Origin of the sequence: Staphylococcus hyicus (assembly GCF_000816085.1) — a bacterium.
Lineage (GTDB): Bacteria > Bacillota > Bacilli > Staphylococcales > Staphylococcaceae > Staphylococcus > Staphylococcus hyicus.
The window spans coordinates 1353285-1368280 of record NZ_CP008747.1; the positions used below are offsets into that span (position 1 = coordinate 1353285).

At 35.7% G+C, this 14996-nt stretch carries 16 protein-coding genes; 15 read left to right on the forward strand and 1 reads right to left on the reverse strand.

The window, feature by feature from the left end:
* The first annotated feature begins 55 nt into the window (after window positions 1–55).
* The 15 genes from dnaK (at window position 56) to recO (ending at window position 13126) form a co-directional block, all read left to right on the forward strand.
* On the forward strand, window positions 56–1879 hold the full coding sequence (dnaK, locus tag SHYC_RS06440; RefSeq protein WP_039645498.1) for a molecular chaperone DnaK: 1824 nt from the start codon (window positions 56–58) through the stop codon (window positions 1877–1879).
* 117 nt (window positions 1880–1996) lie between these two features.
* The gene (gene dnaJ / locus SHYC_RS06445) at window positions 1997–3127 is read left to right on the forward strand and encodes a molecular chaperone DnaJ (protein WP_039645499.1); all 1131 of its coding nucleotides are present in this window, start codon (window positions 1997–1999) and stop codon (window positions 3125–3127) included.
* A 3-nt stretch (window positions 3128–3130) separates the two neighbouring features.
* On the forward strand, window positions 3131–4060 hold the full coding sequence (gene prmA, locus SHYC_RS06450; RefSeq protein WP_039645501.1) for a 50S ribosomal protein L11 methyltransferase: 930 nt from the start codon (window positions 3131–3133) through the stop codon (window positions 4058–4060).
* A gap of 5 nt (window positions 4061–4065) precedes the next feature.
* The gene (locus tag SHYC_RS06455; protein ID WP_039645502.1) at window positions 4066–4815 is read left to right on the forward strand and encodes a 16S rRNA (uracil(1498)-N(3))-methyltransferase; all 750 of its coding nucleotides are present in this window, start codon (window positions 4066–4068) and stop codon (window positions 4813–4815) included.
* Between the two features lie 18 nt (window positions 4816–4833).
* Window positions 4834–6180 (forward strand): tRNA (N(6)-L-threonylcarbamoyladenosine(37)-C(2))-methylthiotransferase MtaB, encoded by a 1347-nt coding sequence (gene mtaB / locus SHYC_RS06460; RefSeq protein ID WP_039645505.1) that lies wholly within the window; start codon window positions 4834–4836, stop codon window positions 6178–6180.
* 130 nt (window positions 6181–6310) lie between these two features.
* Window positions 6311–6487 (forward strand): 30S ribosomal protein S21, encoded by a 177-nt coding sequence (rpsU, locus tag SHYC_RS06465; RefSeq protein ID WP_002471046.1) that lies wholly within the window; start codon window positions 6311–6313, stop codon window positions 6485–6487.
* Window positions 6488–6667: 180 nt separating this feature from the next.
* On the forward strand, window positions 6668–7381 hold the full coding sequence (locus tag SHYC_RS06470) for an NfeD family protein (RefSeq protein WP_039645508.1): 714 nt from the start codon (window positions 6668–6670) through the stop codon (window positions 7379–7381).
* A 14-nt stretch (window positions 7382–7395) separates the two neighbouring features.
* Window positions 7396–8394 (forward strand): flotillin-like protein FloA, encoded by a 999-nt coding sequence (gene floA, locus SHYC_RS06475; protein WP_039645510.1) that lies wholly within the window; start codon window positions 7396–7398, stop codon window positions 8392–8394.
* Between the two features lie 12 nt (window positions 8395–8406).
* Window positions 8407–9027, forward strand: coding sequence for a hypothetical protein (locus SHYC_RS06480; RefSeq protein WP_039645512.1), 621 nt, complete (start codon window positions 8407–8409; stop codon window positions 9025–9027).
* Window positions 9028–9270: 243 nt separating this feature from the next.
* Window positions 9271–10218, forward strand: coding sequence for a PhoH family protein (locus tag SHYC_RS06485; protein WP_039645514.1), 948 nt, complete (start codon window positions 9271–9273; stop codon window positions 10216–10218).
* Window positions 10218–10682, forward strand: a complete 465-nt coding sequence (gene ybeY, locus SHYC_RS06490) for an rRNA maturation RNase YbeY (protein WP_039645517.1) — start codon at window positions 10218–10220, stop codon at window positions 10680–10682. Before SHYC_RS06485 ends, ybeY begins: the two co-directional genes overlap by 1 nt.
* Entirely contained in the window at window positions 10679–11017 is a 339-nt protein-coding gene (locus SHYC_RS06495; protein WP_039645519.1) for a diacylglycerol kinase family protein, read from the forward strand. Before ybeY ends, SHYC_RS06495 begins: the two co-directional genes overlap by 4 nt.
* 12 nt (window positions 11018–11029) lie before the next feature.
* Window positions 11030–11434 (forward strand): cytidine deaminase, encoded by a 405-nt coding sequence (gene cdd, locus SHYC_RS06500; protein WP_039645521.1) that lies wholly within the window; start codon window positions 11030–11032, stop codon window positions 11432–11434.
* A 1-nt stretch (window position 11435) separates the two neighbouring features.
* Complete coding sequence (gene era, locus SHYC_RS06505) at window positions 11436–12332, forward strand: GTPase Era (protein ID WP_039645523.1); 897 nt, start codon at window positions 11436–11438, stop codon at window positions 12330–12332.
* A gap of 20 nt (window positions 12333–12352) precedes the next feature.
* Entirely contained in the window at window positions 12353–13126 is a 774-nt protein-coding gene (gene recO, locus SHYC_RS06510; protein WP_039645525.1) for a DNA repair protein RecO, read from the forward strand.
* Between the two features lie 237 nt (window positions 13127–13363).
* Here recO and SHYC_RS06515 read toward each other — a convergent pair whose 3' ends face one another.
* The gene (locus tag SHYC_RS06515) at window positions 13364–14755 is read right to left on the reverse strand and encodes a glycine--tRNA ligase (RefSeq protein WP_039645527.1); all 1392 of its coding nucleotides are present in this window, start codon (window positions 14753–14755) and stop codon (window positions 13364–13366) included.
* Window positions 14756–14996 lie beyond the last annotated feature (241 nt).

Here is a 14996-nt window from a genome sequence, read left to right on the forward strand (position 1 = left end):
AAGTTACCAGTTTATGTAAAAATAATTATGTTTGAAAATTAGGAGGAATTTGATTATGAGTAAAGTAATTGGTATTGACTTAGGAACAACAAACTCTTGTGTATCTGTATTAGAAGGTGACGAGCCTAAAGTGATTCAAAATCCTGAAGGTGCACGTACGACACCATCAGTTGTAGCATTTAAAAATGGTGAAACACAAGTTGGTGAAGTTGCAAAACGTCAAGCAATCACGAACCCTAATACGATTCAATCTATTAAACGTCATATGGGTACAGACTATAAAGAAAATATTGATGGCAAATCATACACACCTCAAGAAATTTCAGCAATGATTTTACAAAATTTAAAAAACACAGCTGAAAGCTATTTAGGTGAAAAAGTTGAGAAAGCAGTAATTACTGTTCCTGCTTACTTTAACGATAGTGAACGTCAAGCAACGAAAGATGCTGGTAAAATTGCCGGCTTAGAAGTTGAACGTATTATCAACGAACCGACTGCAGCAGCGTTAGCTTACGGTTTAGATAAAACTGACAAAGATGAAAAAGTTTTAGTATTTGACCTTGGTGGCGGTACGTTTGACGTTTCAATTTTAGAGCTAGGCGACGGCGTATTCGAAGTATTAGCTACTGCAGGTGACAACCGTTTAGGTGGGGATGACTTTGACCAAGTAATCATTGATTATTTAGTTAAAGAGTTCAAATCAGAAAATGGTGTTGATTTATCAAAAGATAAAATGGCATTACAACGTTTAAAAGATGCTGCTGAAAAAGCGAAAAAAGATTTATCAGGTGTATCTTCAACTCAAATTTCTTTACCATTCATTTCAGCAGGAGAAGCAGGTCCGCTACACTTAGAAACAACTTTATCTCGTGCTAAATTCGAAGAGCTTGCAGATAGCTTAATTGCGAAAACAATGGCTCCAACACGTCAAGCGCTTAGTGATGCAGGTTTATCTACTTCAGATATCGATGAAGTTATTTTAGTAGGTGGTTCAACTCGTATTCCAGCTGTACAAGAAGCAATTAAAAAAGAAATTGGAAAAGAGCCAAATAAAGGCGTTAACCCAGACGAAGTTGTTGCAATGGGTGCTGCAATTCAAGGTGGTGTCATCACTGGTGATGTAAAAGATGTTGTATTACTCGATGTAACGCCATTATCATTAGGAATTGAAATAATGGGCGGACGTATGAATACGTTAATCGAACGTAATACGACAATCCCTACTTCAAAATCACAAGTTTATTCAACTGCTGCTGATAACCAGCCATCAGTAGATATTCATGTGCTTCAAGGTGAGCGTCCTATGGCATCAGACAACAAGACATTAGGTCGTTTCCAATTAACAGACATTCCGCCAGCACCACGTGGTATTCCTCAAATCGAAGTAACATTTGACATTGATAAAAACGGTATTGTAAATGTTACAGCTAAAGATTTAGGTACGAACAAAGAACAAAAAATTACAATCGAATCTTCATCAGCATTATCAGACGATGAAATCGAACGTATGGTAAAAGACGCTGAAGAAAATGCGGAAGCAGATAAAAAACGTCGTGAAGAAGTGGATTTACGTAATGATGCAGATCAACTTGTATTCCAAGTTGACAAAATGTTATCAGATTTAGGTGAAAATGTCTCAGAAGATGATAAAAAAGAAGCTGAAGCGAAAAAAGACGACTTAAAATCCGCACTTGAAGGTACTGATCTTGAAGAGATTAAATCTAAAAAAGAAGCACTTGAACAAGTGATTCAACAATTATCAATGAAAGTTTATGAGCAAGCACAACAAGCTCAAAGCCAACAAGGTCAAACTTCAAAGCAAGATGATACTGTTGAAGATGCAGAATTCAAAGAAGTGAAAGACGACGATAATAAATAATATTTGTGTTACACTAAACACGTATCAATAGTCTATCAATATATGAAATAGAGGGGCTAGGACAGCATCGTCCCAGCCTCTTTTTATTCATAAGATGTAAAAAAGGGAGCGATAGCATTGGCAAAACGAGACTATTATGAAGTCCTGGGCGTAAGTAAAAGTGCATCTAAAGATGAAATCAAAAAGGCATATCGTAAATTATCAAAAAAGTACCATCCAGACATTAATAAAGAAGAGGGCTCTGATGCGAAGTTCAAAGAAATCAGTGAAGCTTACGAAATATTAAGCGATGATCAAAAGCGCCAACAATACGATCAGTTCGGTCATGCCGGTGCGCAAGGTGGGTTTAGTCAAGGTTTTGGTGGTCAAGACTTTTCAGGGTTTGGTGGCTCTGGCTTTGAAGATATCTTTAGCTCTTTCTTCGGTGGCCAACGCCAAAGAGACCCTAACGCGCCACGTAAAGGTGATGATCTTCAATATACAATGACGATCACGTTTGAAGAAGCCGTATTTGGTACGAAAAAAGAAATATCAATCCGTAAAGAAGTTACATGTCACACATGTAATGGTAATGGTGCTAAACCTGGCACGAAAAAGAAAACATGTTCATATTGTAAAGGTTCAGGTCACGTTTCAGTTGAGCAGAACACTATATTAGGGCGTGTTAGAACTGAAAAAGTATGTCCACAATGTAATGGTTCTGGGGAAGAATTTGAAGAATCTTGTCCAACTTGTCACGGACGCGGTACAGAAACTAAAAATGTTAAACTCGAAGTCACGGTTCCAGAAGGTGTCGATAATGATCAACAAATCCGCTTAGCGGGTGAAGGTGCGCCTGGTGAAAATGGCGGACCAGCAGGCGATTTATTTGTTGTATTTAGAGTAAAACCATCTGATAAGTTTACGCGTGATGGCGATGATATATTATTCAAACAGAATATTAGTATCGCGCAAGCTGCGCTAGGTGATGAAATTAAAGTACCAACATTAAATGGTCAAGTCATGTTAACAATTCCAGCTGGAACGCAATCAGGTAAGCAGTTCCGTTTAAAAGGTAAAGGCGTTAAAAACGTACATGGTTATGGCCATGGTGATTTATTTGTAAATATAGTTGTTGCAACACCTACAAATCTAACCGATAAACAACGTGAATTATTAAAAGCATTTGCTGAGGAAAGTGGCGAATCTATTTCTGAACAACCTTCTAATTTTAAAGATAAAGCACGTCGTTTCTTCAAAGGAGAATAATAAATGAAATGGATAGAATTATCTGTAGTGGTGAATAATGAAGCAGAAGAAAGTGTCACTGAAATACTACAAAATGCAGGTTCTAATGGGGTGGCAATAGAAGATTCGAATGAATTACATCGCGAGAGAGAAGATCGATTTGGTGAGATTTTTGCGTTAAATCCTCAAGATTATCCCGAAAATCACATGATTATTAAAGCGTATTACAATGAATCACAATTTACGCGTACCTTACTTGAATCCATTGAGTCTAATATACTAAAACTAGACATTTTAAATCATGACGTTTTCAAAATGACACATCAGGACATTGAAGAATCTGATTGGGAAAACGAATGGAAAAACTATTTTCATCCATTTAAGGCATCTGAAAGATTTTTTATTGTGCCAAGTTGGGAAACTGTTCAAAAAGATGCACAACATTTGTACATTGAACTAGATCCAGGAATGGCGTTCGGCACGGGCGATCATCCAACAACGAGTATGTGTTTGAAAGCGATTGAAAAAATAGTTCAACCTCACCACCGTGTGATTGACGTGGGTACAGGTTCAGGCATTTTGAGCATTGCATCCCATTTGTTAGGTGCCCAACATGTCAAAGCATTGGACTTGGATGAAATGGCAGTTCAAGTTGCAAGAGAAAATTTCAAGAAAAATCATTGTGAGTCTCACATTCAAACCACTACAGGTAATCTATTAACAGATGAGCACGACCATTACGATGTAGTCATCGCAAATATTCTTGCACACGTGATTACACTTATGGTTGAAGATGCATATCAAACATTGAATCAAGATGGATTTTTTATTGCTTCAGGAATTATTGATGATAAAGCAGAAACACTTATCAATCAAATGAAAGAAACAGGATTTTCCATTATCGAGACACAACAGGATAATGGTTGGGTCTGTATAACTGCTCAAAAGGTGTGAGATAGATGCAACGGTACTTTTTAAATGAAAACGCTGAGTTACATCAGCGTTTTTTTATAACAAATGAAGATGATATTCATCACATTCATAACGTAATGCGTTTGGGTGAAGGAGATTCCATTATAATTAATTTTAATCATCAGCATACGTATGAATCACATATACAAACCATACTGAAAGATAGCATTGAAGTTGAAACGGTGAGACGTGTCGACGTGCGTTCCGAATTGCCCGTTGATGTTACCATTTGTAGCGGGTTGATAAAGAGCGATAAATATGAATGGTTACTTCAAAAAGCTACGGAACTTGGTGCCCGACACTTTATTGCGACACATATGGATCGCTCGATAGTCAAACTCAATACACAAAAAGCTGATAAAAAAGTGCTACGTTGGCAAAAAATTGTTAAAGAAGCGTCAGAACAAAGTTATCGCCAAGTTGTACCTAAAGTAGAATTTATATCGAATTTCAAGTCCATATATGATATGATTAATCAATATGATTATGTACTTATGGCATATGAAGAATCAGCAAAAGAAGGTGAGCGTTCTCTTTTTAAAGATAGCATCCAAACCTTATTTCCTGGTGCGAAAATTTTATTTTTATTCGGTCCCGAAGGTGGATTTTCTCAAGATGAGGTAACTGCTTTACAAAACAAAGTCAAATGTGTAGGCTTAGGACCACGTATTTTACGTGCAGAAACAGCACCCTTATACGCCTTAAGTGCCATAAGTTACCAATTAGAATTAAATTAGATACAATGAGGTGAATTTATGTCAACAGTTGCATTTCATACTTTAGGTTGTAAAGTAAACCACTATGAAACCGAGGCAATATGGCAACTATTCAAAGAAGCATCTTATGAGCGTGTTGACTTTGAACAAAATGCTGACGTATTTGTAATTAACACTTGTACAGTTACAAACACTGGTGATAAGAAGAGTCGCCAAGTGATTCGTCGTGCGATTCGTAAAAATCCAGATGCTATTATCTGTGTGACAGGCTGTTATGCGCAAACATCTTCAGCAGAAATTATGGAAATTCCTGGTGTGGATATTGTCGTAGGGACACAAGACCGTCATAAATTATTAGAGTATATCGATACTTTTAAAGGTGAACGTCAACCGATTAACGGTGTAAGTAACATAATGAAAAATCGTACCTATGAAGAATTAGATGTACCTTATTTCACAGATCGCACGCGTGCTTCTTTAAAAATCCAAGAAGGCTGTAATAACTTTTGTACATTCTGTATTATACCTTGGGCACGCGGTTTAATGCGATCACGCGATCCTGAGAAGGTTGTTGAACAAGCTACAACACTCGTTAACTCTGGTTATAAAGAAATTGTTTTAACAGGTATTCATACTGGTGGTTATGGCCAAGATTTAAAAAATTATAATTTAGCACAATTATTACGTGATTTAGAGACAATAGATGGATTAGAACGCATTCGCATTTCTTCAATTGAGGCGAGTCAATTGACGGATGAAGTCATTGAAGTATTGCAACAATCAAATAAAGTCGTTCGTCATTTACACGTACCATTACAGTCTGGTTCAGACACGGTTTTAAAACGTATGAGACGTAAATATTCAATGGCTCATTTTAGTGAAAGAATTACAAAATTATATGCAGCACTTCCAGGTTTGGCTGTGACAAGTGATGTGATTGTAGGATTTCCTGGTGAAACAGCGGAGGAATTTCAAGAAACATATGATTTTATCGTAAATCATCAATTCTCAGAACTTCATGTATTCCCATACTCACAACGTATCGGTACACCAGCAGCTCGAATGGATAATCAAATTGATGAAAACGTAAAAAACGAGCGTGTTCATCAATTAATTCAATTAAGTGACCAACTTGCGAAAACATATGCCTCACGCTTTGAAAATGATGTTCTTGAAGTAATACCTGAAGAAAAAGGTTCTAAAGAGGGGATTCTAGTAGGATATGCTGATAACTACATGAAAGTAGAATTTGAAGGCGATGATTCTTTAATTGGACAAATTTGTAAAGTGAAAATAATACAAGCAGGTTATCCATTAAATCACGGACAACTATTAAGAGTTGTTGACCACGCATCGAATAAATCTGAGGAAGAAGTCCTAATTTAAACAGAAATTGTATAATTCAACATTGACCATAATTGAGATTTAATTTATACTAATGTTTACATGGCATAAATCATGTGTCATATATTAATCTATAATAGTTTTCTTGATATTTGGAGGGAGGGAAATACAGATGTCTAAAACAGTAGTCCGTAAAAACGAATCATTAGAAGATGCTTTACGTCGTTTTAAACGCTCAGTTTCTAAAAGCGGTACAATCCAAGAAGTTCGTAAACGCGAATTCTATGAAAAACCAAGTGTAAAACGTAAAAAGAAATCTGAAGCTGCACGTAAACGTAAATTCAGATAATGATCAATGTGTTGAACTCCCTCAACATTCAAATTAATAATATATAGAAAGCTTCAAAATTGTTCTTCTGTAGGATGATTTTGAAGCTTTTTTGTATTTAGATTTTATACATTTTAAATAAACTTTATCACTATAAGTTATTAGTATTTTCATGTATACTACTAAGTGAGAGTGAGGTGTATGTTTATGCAACTATCAATACATATGCTAGATTTACTCGGAACTATACAAAATGACAATATGTTCACACAAATATCATCTTTAATCACGTCACCATGGCTTTCGTTAATTTTAGTGTGTGTCTTGTTTGTAGGTTTTGTTTATCAGCTTTATTCAAAATCATTTAATTGGGCTGGTATTCTAGCAATTTTAGCATTACTTTTAATTTTTTTAGGTTATTTAGCAGAGGGAACCATATCCTTTATCACCATTTTGATATTTAGTATTGGTGTGATACTCGTTATTATAGAATTATTCGTCGTTGGCGCTGTCCTGGGTATTATAGGCATGTGCTTGATTGTTTTTAGTTTAATTACAATGGGCGACAATCTGCCTTTAATGCTTCTTAATGTATCAGTTGCCTTAATACTATCTATTATCGAATGGGTGATTTTAGTGAAGTTTCTCAAGAAAAAAATATCCTTGTTTGAAAATGTTGTTTTAAAAGATTCAACAAATAAAGAATCAGGATACACGTCACACAATGACCGTTCATACCTTGTGGGTGCAACTGCATTAACACTCACTGACCTACGTCCGGCCGGATTAATTCTTTATGAAAATGAACGCATAGATGCGGTTTCAGAGGGGTCTTTTATTAGTAAAGACGTTAAGGTTGAAATAATCGAGGTTGAAGGCACTCGCGTCGTTGTACGTGAAATCAAATCTATTTAAGAAGGAGTATTTAAATGTTAACAACTGGTTTTATTTCTTTTATCATAATTGCTGTACTTATTATTGTTGCATTGATGATTTTATTTTCATTTGTACCTGTTGGACTATGGATTTCAGCATTAGCTGCCGGCGTTCATGTAGGTATTGGCACTTTAGTCGGTATGCGTTTGCGTCGCGTATCTCCTAGAAAAGTGATTGGTCCTTTAATTAAGGCGCATAAAGCAGGGTTACAATTAACGACGAATCAACTTGAATCACACTACTTAGCTGGTGGTAATGTTGACCGTGTTGTAGACGCAAATATTGCTGCACAACGCGCTGATATTAATTTACCATTTGAACGTGGTGCTGCAATCGACTTAGCAGGACGTGACGTATTAGAAGCTGTTCAAATGTCTGTTAACCCTAAAGTAATTGAAACACCATTTATTGCCGGTGTTGCGATGAATGGTATCGAAGTCAAAGCGAAAGCCCGTATTACGGTTCGTGCAAATATTTCGCGTTTAGTCGGTGGTGCTGGTGAAGATACAATTATCGCCCGTGTAGGGGAAGGGATTGTTTCAACGATTGGTTCCAGTAAGCATCATACAGAAGTGTTAGAAAACCCAGATAACATTTCTAAAACCGTTTTAAGCAAAGGATTAGATTCTGGTACAGCTTTTGAAATTTTATCTATTGATATTGCTGATGTTGATATTAGTAAAAATATCGGCGCGGATTTACAAACCGAACAAGCAATTGCAGACAAAAACATTGCTCAAGCAAAAGCTGAAGAACGTCGTGCAATGGCGGTAGCACAAGAACAAGAAATGAAAGCACGCGTTCAAGAAATGCATGCGAAAGTTGTTGAAGCTGAAGCAGAGGTACCACTTGCGATGGCTGAAGCACTGCGTTCTGGAAATATTGGCGTCAAAGATTATTACAATTTAAAAAATATTGAAGCTGATACTGGAATGAGAGAAGCAATTAATAAAAGTTCGCAGAAATCTCAAGAAAATAAAAGCGAACATTAATGAGGTGAGGGTATGAGCATTGGAGTTATTATTTTTATCATTACCATTGTGATTTCAATTATATCCGCAATTAATGATAAAAGTCATGAAAAGCGTAAGCAATCTCCACAGCAACCTCAAATGCCAAATACTCCGAAATCTTTCATGGATAAAGTAGAAAAAACATTGAAAGAATGGGAGCGAGAATTTGACACCCAAATGGGTGAAGAGGTTTTATCACCTAAAGATACACAACCTGAATCTAAGCCAAAGCCTTTCAAACAAAAGCAACAACCTAAAAAGGTACAAAAAAACAACGCACAACAAGATTGGAAACGTGCAGATAAACAACGCCAAGAACAACAACAAGTTCAAAAAGAATTATTAGATATGTTACGAAGCGATATCGATTCATTAAATGATACATTTGATCGAGAACGCCAAAAACATATTCATCGCGTTGAACAACGTGCACGTCAAATTATAGATGATAAGTATCTTTCTCCGAGAACCAAACGAATGAAACTCAAACAATTATTAGCATCGTCAAAACAGCCTGATATATCAAAAGGCGATTTAACGTTTTCTGACAATGAGGTTGTGAACGGTATCATTTGGGCAGAAGTGATTGATAAACGTAAACAATTAAATTAACCCACTTTCATAGATCAAGGCATATCTGTTAAAAGCAAATATGCCTTGATTTTAATTTGTGTTCATATATAACATAAATCATCAATAAAACAATATATAATTCTTCAATATCCAGTCATAAATAGATGACTTAATCGTATTACGTCATGATATAATAGAAACAAACATGTTGGGTTTTTCTTTGTAAGCATTTTGACATGTTTGGTACATTAATCATACATTATTTTGTAAAGGAGTTAGTATATGCCTGAAATGATTCAAATCGATGACATTCATCAAGCACAAGCCCTATTTGGTAATAATGATGAGTATATCCACCTTATAGAGGATGCCTTCGATGTTGTCATTCACGCTAGAGGGCAAGAAGTAGCCGTACAGGGGCAACGCATCGATGAAGTGACAAAAGCTGAATCCGTATTAAAAAACCTTTTAAAAGTGATCGAGCAAGGTGCAACCATAACTGTTAAGGACGTCCAAGCCGCAGTTAAAATGGCTCATAATCATACGATTGATCAACTCATCGATCTTTACGAAGAAGAAATTGCTAGAGATGCGCATGGTAAAATCATTAGAGCCAAAACAATGGGACAACGAATGTATATTCACGCCATTAAAAATAATGATTTAGTTTTTGGTATTGGACCGGCTGGTACAGGAAAAACCTTTTTAGCCGTGGTTGTCGCTGCTAAAGCGTTACGCATGGGTCAAGTTAAACGAATCGTTTTAACGCGACCTGCTGTTGAAGCGGGTGAGTCTTTAGGATTTTTACCCGGTGATTTAAAAGAGAAGGTAGATCCATACTTACGTCCACTATATGATGGTTTGAATACAGTATTAGGTGTAGAGGCAACTGAACGACTCATTGAAAGAGGGGTTATAGAAATTGCACCTCTCGCATATATGCGTGGTCGTACACTTGAAGATGCGTTCGTAATATTAGATGAGGCACAAAATACGACGCATGCACAAATGAAAATGTTTTTAACGCGTTTAGGGTTTGGTTCTAAAATGGTTGTGACTGGAGATAAAACGCAAGTTGATTTGCCTAAGGGTGTGAAAAGTGGTCTCATAGAGGCTGAGACACGTCTAAAATCTATCAAAGGCCTGAGTTTTCAATATTTAGACCACACGGATGTTGTCCGCCACCCACTAGTAGGACGAATTATCACACGCTATGAGGAGGACAATTAATGTTTACGATTGATTTTAATGATCATACAGGCAAAGTTCATGACGACTGGTATCAACATATTGAATCATTATTAACATTTGCAAAAAATCAAGAAAACATTACCGATGATGCTGAACTATCAGTAACTTTTGTAGATAAAGATGAAATCAAAGAAATCAACCGTGATTACCGAAACAAAGATAAAGTAACCGACGTTATATCCTTTGCTTTCGAGGAAGATGAAACTGTATTTGAAGGCATGGAAATGCCTAGAGTGCTAGGGGATATTATTATTTGTATGGATGTTGCAAAAGCGCAAGCAGAACAATACAATCATTCTTTTGAGCGAGAACTTGGATTTTTGGCATTACATGGATTTTTACATTTACTAGGTTACGATCATATGAACGAAGCCGATGAGCAAAAAATGTTTCAACGACAAGATGACATTTTAAACGGGTACGGTCTTTCGAGAGACGTATGATTAAACGGTTTAAACCTGCATTCATCGGCGCCATCACATTATTAAAAAAAGATAAAAATTTTTTAATTCATTTATGTATTGCAATAGTTGTATTAAGTATTGCTTTATTATTTAACTTAAACTCTATTGAATGGATGTTTTTATGCATCGCTATTTTTAGTGTTCTCATTACTGAAGCATTAAATACTGCGATTGAATATGCTGTAGATTTAACTACAGTTGAATATCATATTTGGGCGAAACATGCAAAAGATATTGCAGCATTTGCGGTCTTGCTCGCATCTTTTTTTGCAGTAATTATAGGGTTAATTATTTTTATCCCTAAAATTTTATAAGGGCGTGATACTATGAGTTATACAGAAAAACATTTTAAAGAAGTTAGAAAAGCGCAACAACGTGCTTATGCACCATACAGTAACTTTAAAGTAGGTGCTTATTTAATTACAAAGGATGGACAATCTTTTTATGGCGCCAATGTAGAAAATGCGGCCTACCCATCTACATGTTGTGCTGAAAGGTCAGCACTTTTTGCTGCGATTAGCCAAGGCTATAAACCAGGTGATTTTGAATCGATTACAATTACAGTTGACAGTCCAGAGGTGTCTTCACCTTGTGGGACATGTCGCCAAGTACTAAAAGAATTATGCGATGACGATATGCCGGTTTATATGACAAACCAAACAGGGGAGATGAAAATGCTTACAGTGCACGAATTACTCCCACTTGGATTCTCTGGAAAGGATTTAACATAATATGACACAATATAAATCTGGTTTCGTAACAATTATCGGGCGACCGAATGTTGGGAAATCTACATTTGTAAACCGTGTGATTGGACATAAAATTGCAATAATGTCTGACAAAGCTCAAACAACACGTAATAAAATTCAAGGTGTCATGACAACTAATGATGCTCAAATTATTTTCCTTGATACACCCGGTATTCATAAACCTAAGCATAAACTCGGTGACTATATGATGAAGGTTGCCAAAAATACATTGTCAGAAATTGATGCAGTTATGTTTATGGTAAATGTTAATGAAGACATCGGTCGTGGTGATGAATATATCATGGAAATGCTCAAAAATGTCAAAACACCTGTCTTCCTTGTTTTAAACAAAATTGATTTAGTGCACCCTGATGCATTGATGCCTAAAATTGAAGCATATCAAAAGTATATGGAATTTACCGAAATTATACCGATTTCAGCTTTAGAGGGCTTAAACGTTGATCACTTTATTCAAGTTTTAAAATCATATTTACCTGAAGGACCACAGTACTATCCAGATGGACAAATTTCAGATCACCCTGAACAATTTGTCGTAAGTGAGTTGATTCGTGAAAAAATCCTTGAAACCACTACCGAAGAAATACCACATTCCATTGGTGTCAATGTAGAACGCATGGTTCAAGAGGCAGAAGACCGTGTGCATATCGAGGCAACAATCTATGTTGAACGTGATTCTCAAAAAGGGATTGTGATTGGTAAAGGTGGAAAAAAATTAAAAGTCATCGGTCAGCGTGCAAGAAAAGATATTGAACATTTGCTTGGATCAAAAGTGTATTTAGATTTATGGGTTAAAGTTCAAAAAGACTGGAGAAATAAATCTAATTTCATTAAACAAATGGGTTATGTTGAAGATGAATAACAGATTCTAGGGGGAGTTGCATGCTCGTTAAACAAATTGGAATCATCATTAAATCTATTGATTACGGTGAATCAGACCGTATTATTACAATTTTGAATGAGCACGGTTCAAAAATCCCTCTCATGGTTAGACGTGCAAAAAAAGTCAAATCTGGCTTTCAAGCAAACACTCAACCATTTGTAAAAGCGTTGTTTATTTATAATAAATTTCGAGGTATGGGAACTTTAACGTCTGTAGATGTACTTGATTCAAACTATAATTTAAGGATAGATTTATTGGCCAATAGTTATGCTAGCCTTTGTCTAGAAATTATTGAACGGTCTATGGATCATGATGAAATAAGCAAACAAATGTATCATCTACTCACATTTGCGATTGATCGCATAAATCTCGGTGTTTCTCCACAATTAATCGCAAATATCGTCATGTTAAAATGTTTACCTCGTCATGGTATTACACTCCAGTTAGACAAATGTGTCGTTACGCAATCGAAGCAAATTGAGCATTTCACAGCATATAGCTTTACATTTAACGGCATACTATCAAAGAATGCGATGTATCAAGACCCACATGCGTTACCTTTATCTAATAAAACCATTTATATAACACATGCGTTACAACACTTGAAGCTCGATCAAATTAATGAAATGCGTATTCACCAAGATATTATAGAAGAAATGTCAACGTTCATATTAATGATTTATAAAGAATATCTTGGTTTATATTTCAAAAGCCAACGTCTTATAAATCAATTAAAGCGTAGTGAAGCAAATATATTTAATAACTCAAATTAATGTACTATTATTTTAGTGACGCCTTTAAATTAAGGGCGTCTTTTTTGTGTTCTTATCAAAACAAATGGGAGAGTCAGACGTTTACCTATAAATGTATACATATTGAAGGTTACTAGTACATTAAAATACTCATATAAAAAACCAACACCAAACATTTAATAATGAATGGTATTGGCTTTTAAAAATTAGATTTATTAATCGAAAGTTTAGACTTACTTATATAACAAAATGCTTGATTTAAAATTTAACTTTTTCTGCTAAAAATGCTTTGAGGTCGTTGATTGACATACGTACTTGTTCCATCGTATCACGGTCACGTACCGTTACTTGATTATCTTCTAAGGAATCAAAATCAAAAGTAATACAATATGGAGTGCCGATTTCATCTTGGCGGCGGTAGCGTTTACCGATAGATTGTGATTCATCGAAATCTACAACAAAGTCTTCACTTAAGAGCTCGTATACTTTTAACGCTTCTTGGGACAATTTTTTACTCAATGGTAATACGGCTGCTTTATAAGGTGCGAGCGCAGGGTGGAAATGTAAAACAGTACGTGCATCTTTACTTCCTTCTACACCTTCTTCTTCATATGCATCGCACAAAAATGCAAGTGTCACACGGTCAGCACCTAGTGAAGGTTCGATACAATATGGTATATATTTTTCGTTTGTTTCTGGATCGTGATATTTAAAATCTTCTCCTGAATGTTCACTGTGTTGCTTTAAGTCAAAATCTGTACGACTCGCAATACCCCAAAGTTCACCCCAACCAAATGGGAATTTGTATTCAATATCAGTCGTTGCATTTGAGTAATGGGATAATTCATCTTCATCATGGTCACGTAAACGTGTATTTTCTTTATGAAGCCCCAAATCAGTCAGCCATTTTGCAGCGTAGTCTTTCCAATATGATTGCCACTCAATCTCAGTTCCTGGCTTACAGAAGAACTCTAATTCCATTTGTTCAAATTCACGAGTACGGAAAATAAAGTTACCTGGCGTAATTTCATTACGGAAAGATTTACCAACTTGACCTATACCAAATGGTAATTTTTTACGCATAGAGCGCTGTACATTTTTATAATTTACGAAAATACCCTGTGCTGTTTCAGGACGTAAAAAGATTTCATTTGTTGAATCTTCAGTTACACCTTGGAATGTTTTAAACATTAAATTAAATTGACGAATATCTGTCCAATTAGCGGTACCGCTCACTGGGCAAGTGATGCCTTCTTCATCAATGATACGTTTCATTTCTTCAAAACTTAAACCATCAGCAATAAAGTTTTCGTCACCTTTAACGTTATGCATATAATCTTCTATAATTTTATCTGCACGATAACGGATTTTACTGTCTTTGTTATCAATCATAGGGTCATTAAAATTGCACAAGTGACCAGACGCTTCCCAAGTTTTTGGGTTCATAAGTATCGCAGCATCTAAACCTACATTATATGGAGATTGTGTGATGAACTTTTTCCACCAAGCTTTTTTTACATTATTTTTTAATTCCACACCTAATGGACCATAATCCCAAGTATTTGCTAATCCACCATAAATTTCACTACCAGGAAATACAAAACCTCTATGTTTTGCAAGTTGCACAATTTTATCCATATTTTTTTCCATTATTTAACACTCCTTAAAAAATATAAAAAGTCCCAAGCCAAAGAAATAACTTTGCCTTGGGACGAATTAATGTATTAATCCGCGGTTCCACCCAAATTAGTGTGTCCACTCACTTTTATTCACATGTGTATATATAGGCCATTTGTAATGTTAAGCTTTCACCATCCTTAACTCGCTTTAACTATAAGTTTAAAGTAATCTAATCAGAAGCGCAAGCAAAATCATAATTGTCTACACGTAG

Coding starts and splice junctions, on each gene's coding strand:
- SHYC_RS06455 (WP_039645502.1), top strand. CDS start 4,066: ATGCAACGGTACTTTTTAAATGAAAACGCTGAGTTACATCAGCGTTTT.
- rpsU (WP_002471046.1), top strand. CDS start 6,311: ATGTCTAAAACAGTAGTCCGTAAAAACGAATCATTAGAAGATGCTTTA.
- floA (WP_039645510.1), top strand. CDS start 7,396: ATGTTAACAACTGGTTTTATTTCTTTTATCATAATTGCTGTACTTATT.
- SHYC_RS06495 (WP_039645519.1), top strand. CDS start 10,679: ATGATTAAACGGTTTAAACCTGCATTCATCGGCGCCATCACATTATTA.
- cdd (WP_039645521.1), top strand. CDS start 11,030: ATGAGTTATACAGAAAAACATTTTAAAGAAGTTAGAAAAGCGCAACAA.
- prmA (WP_039645501.1), top strand. CDS start 3,131: ATGAAATGGATAGAATTATCTGTAGTGGTGAATAATGAAGCAGAAGAA.
- SHYC_RS06485 (WP_039645514.1), top strand. CDS start 9,271: ATGCCTGAAATGATTCAAATCGATGACATTCATCAAGCACAAGCCCTA.
- SHYC_RS06470 (WP_039645508.1), top strand. CDS start 6,668: ATGTTTATGCAACTATCAATACATATGCTAGATTTACTCGGAACTATA.
- SHYC_RS06515 (WP_039645527.1), bottom strand. CDS start 14,755: ATGGAAAAAAATATGGATAAAATTGTGCAACTTGCAAAACATAGAGGT.
- SHYC_RS06480 (WP_039645512.1), top strand. CDS start 8,407: ATGAGCATTGGAGTTATTATTTTTATCATTACCATTGTGATTTCAATT.
- era (WP_039645523.1), top strand. CDS start 11,436: ATGACACAATATAAATCTGGTTTCGTAACAATTATCGGGCGACCGAAT.
- dnaK (WP_039645498.1), top strand. CDS start 56: ATGAGTAAAGTAATTGGTATTGACTTAGGAACAACAAACTCTTGTGTA.
- recO (WP_039645525.1), top strand. CDS start 12,353: ATGCTCGTTAAACAAATTGGAATCATCATTAAATCTATTGATTACGGT.
- mtaB (WP_039645505.1), top strand. CDS start 4,834: ATGTCAACAGTTGCATTTCATACTTTAGGTTGTAAAGTAAACCACTAT.
- ybeY (WP_039645517.1), top strand. CDS start 10,218: ATGTTTACGATTGATTTTAATGATCATACAGGCAAAGTTCATGACGAC.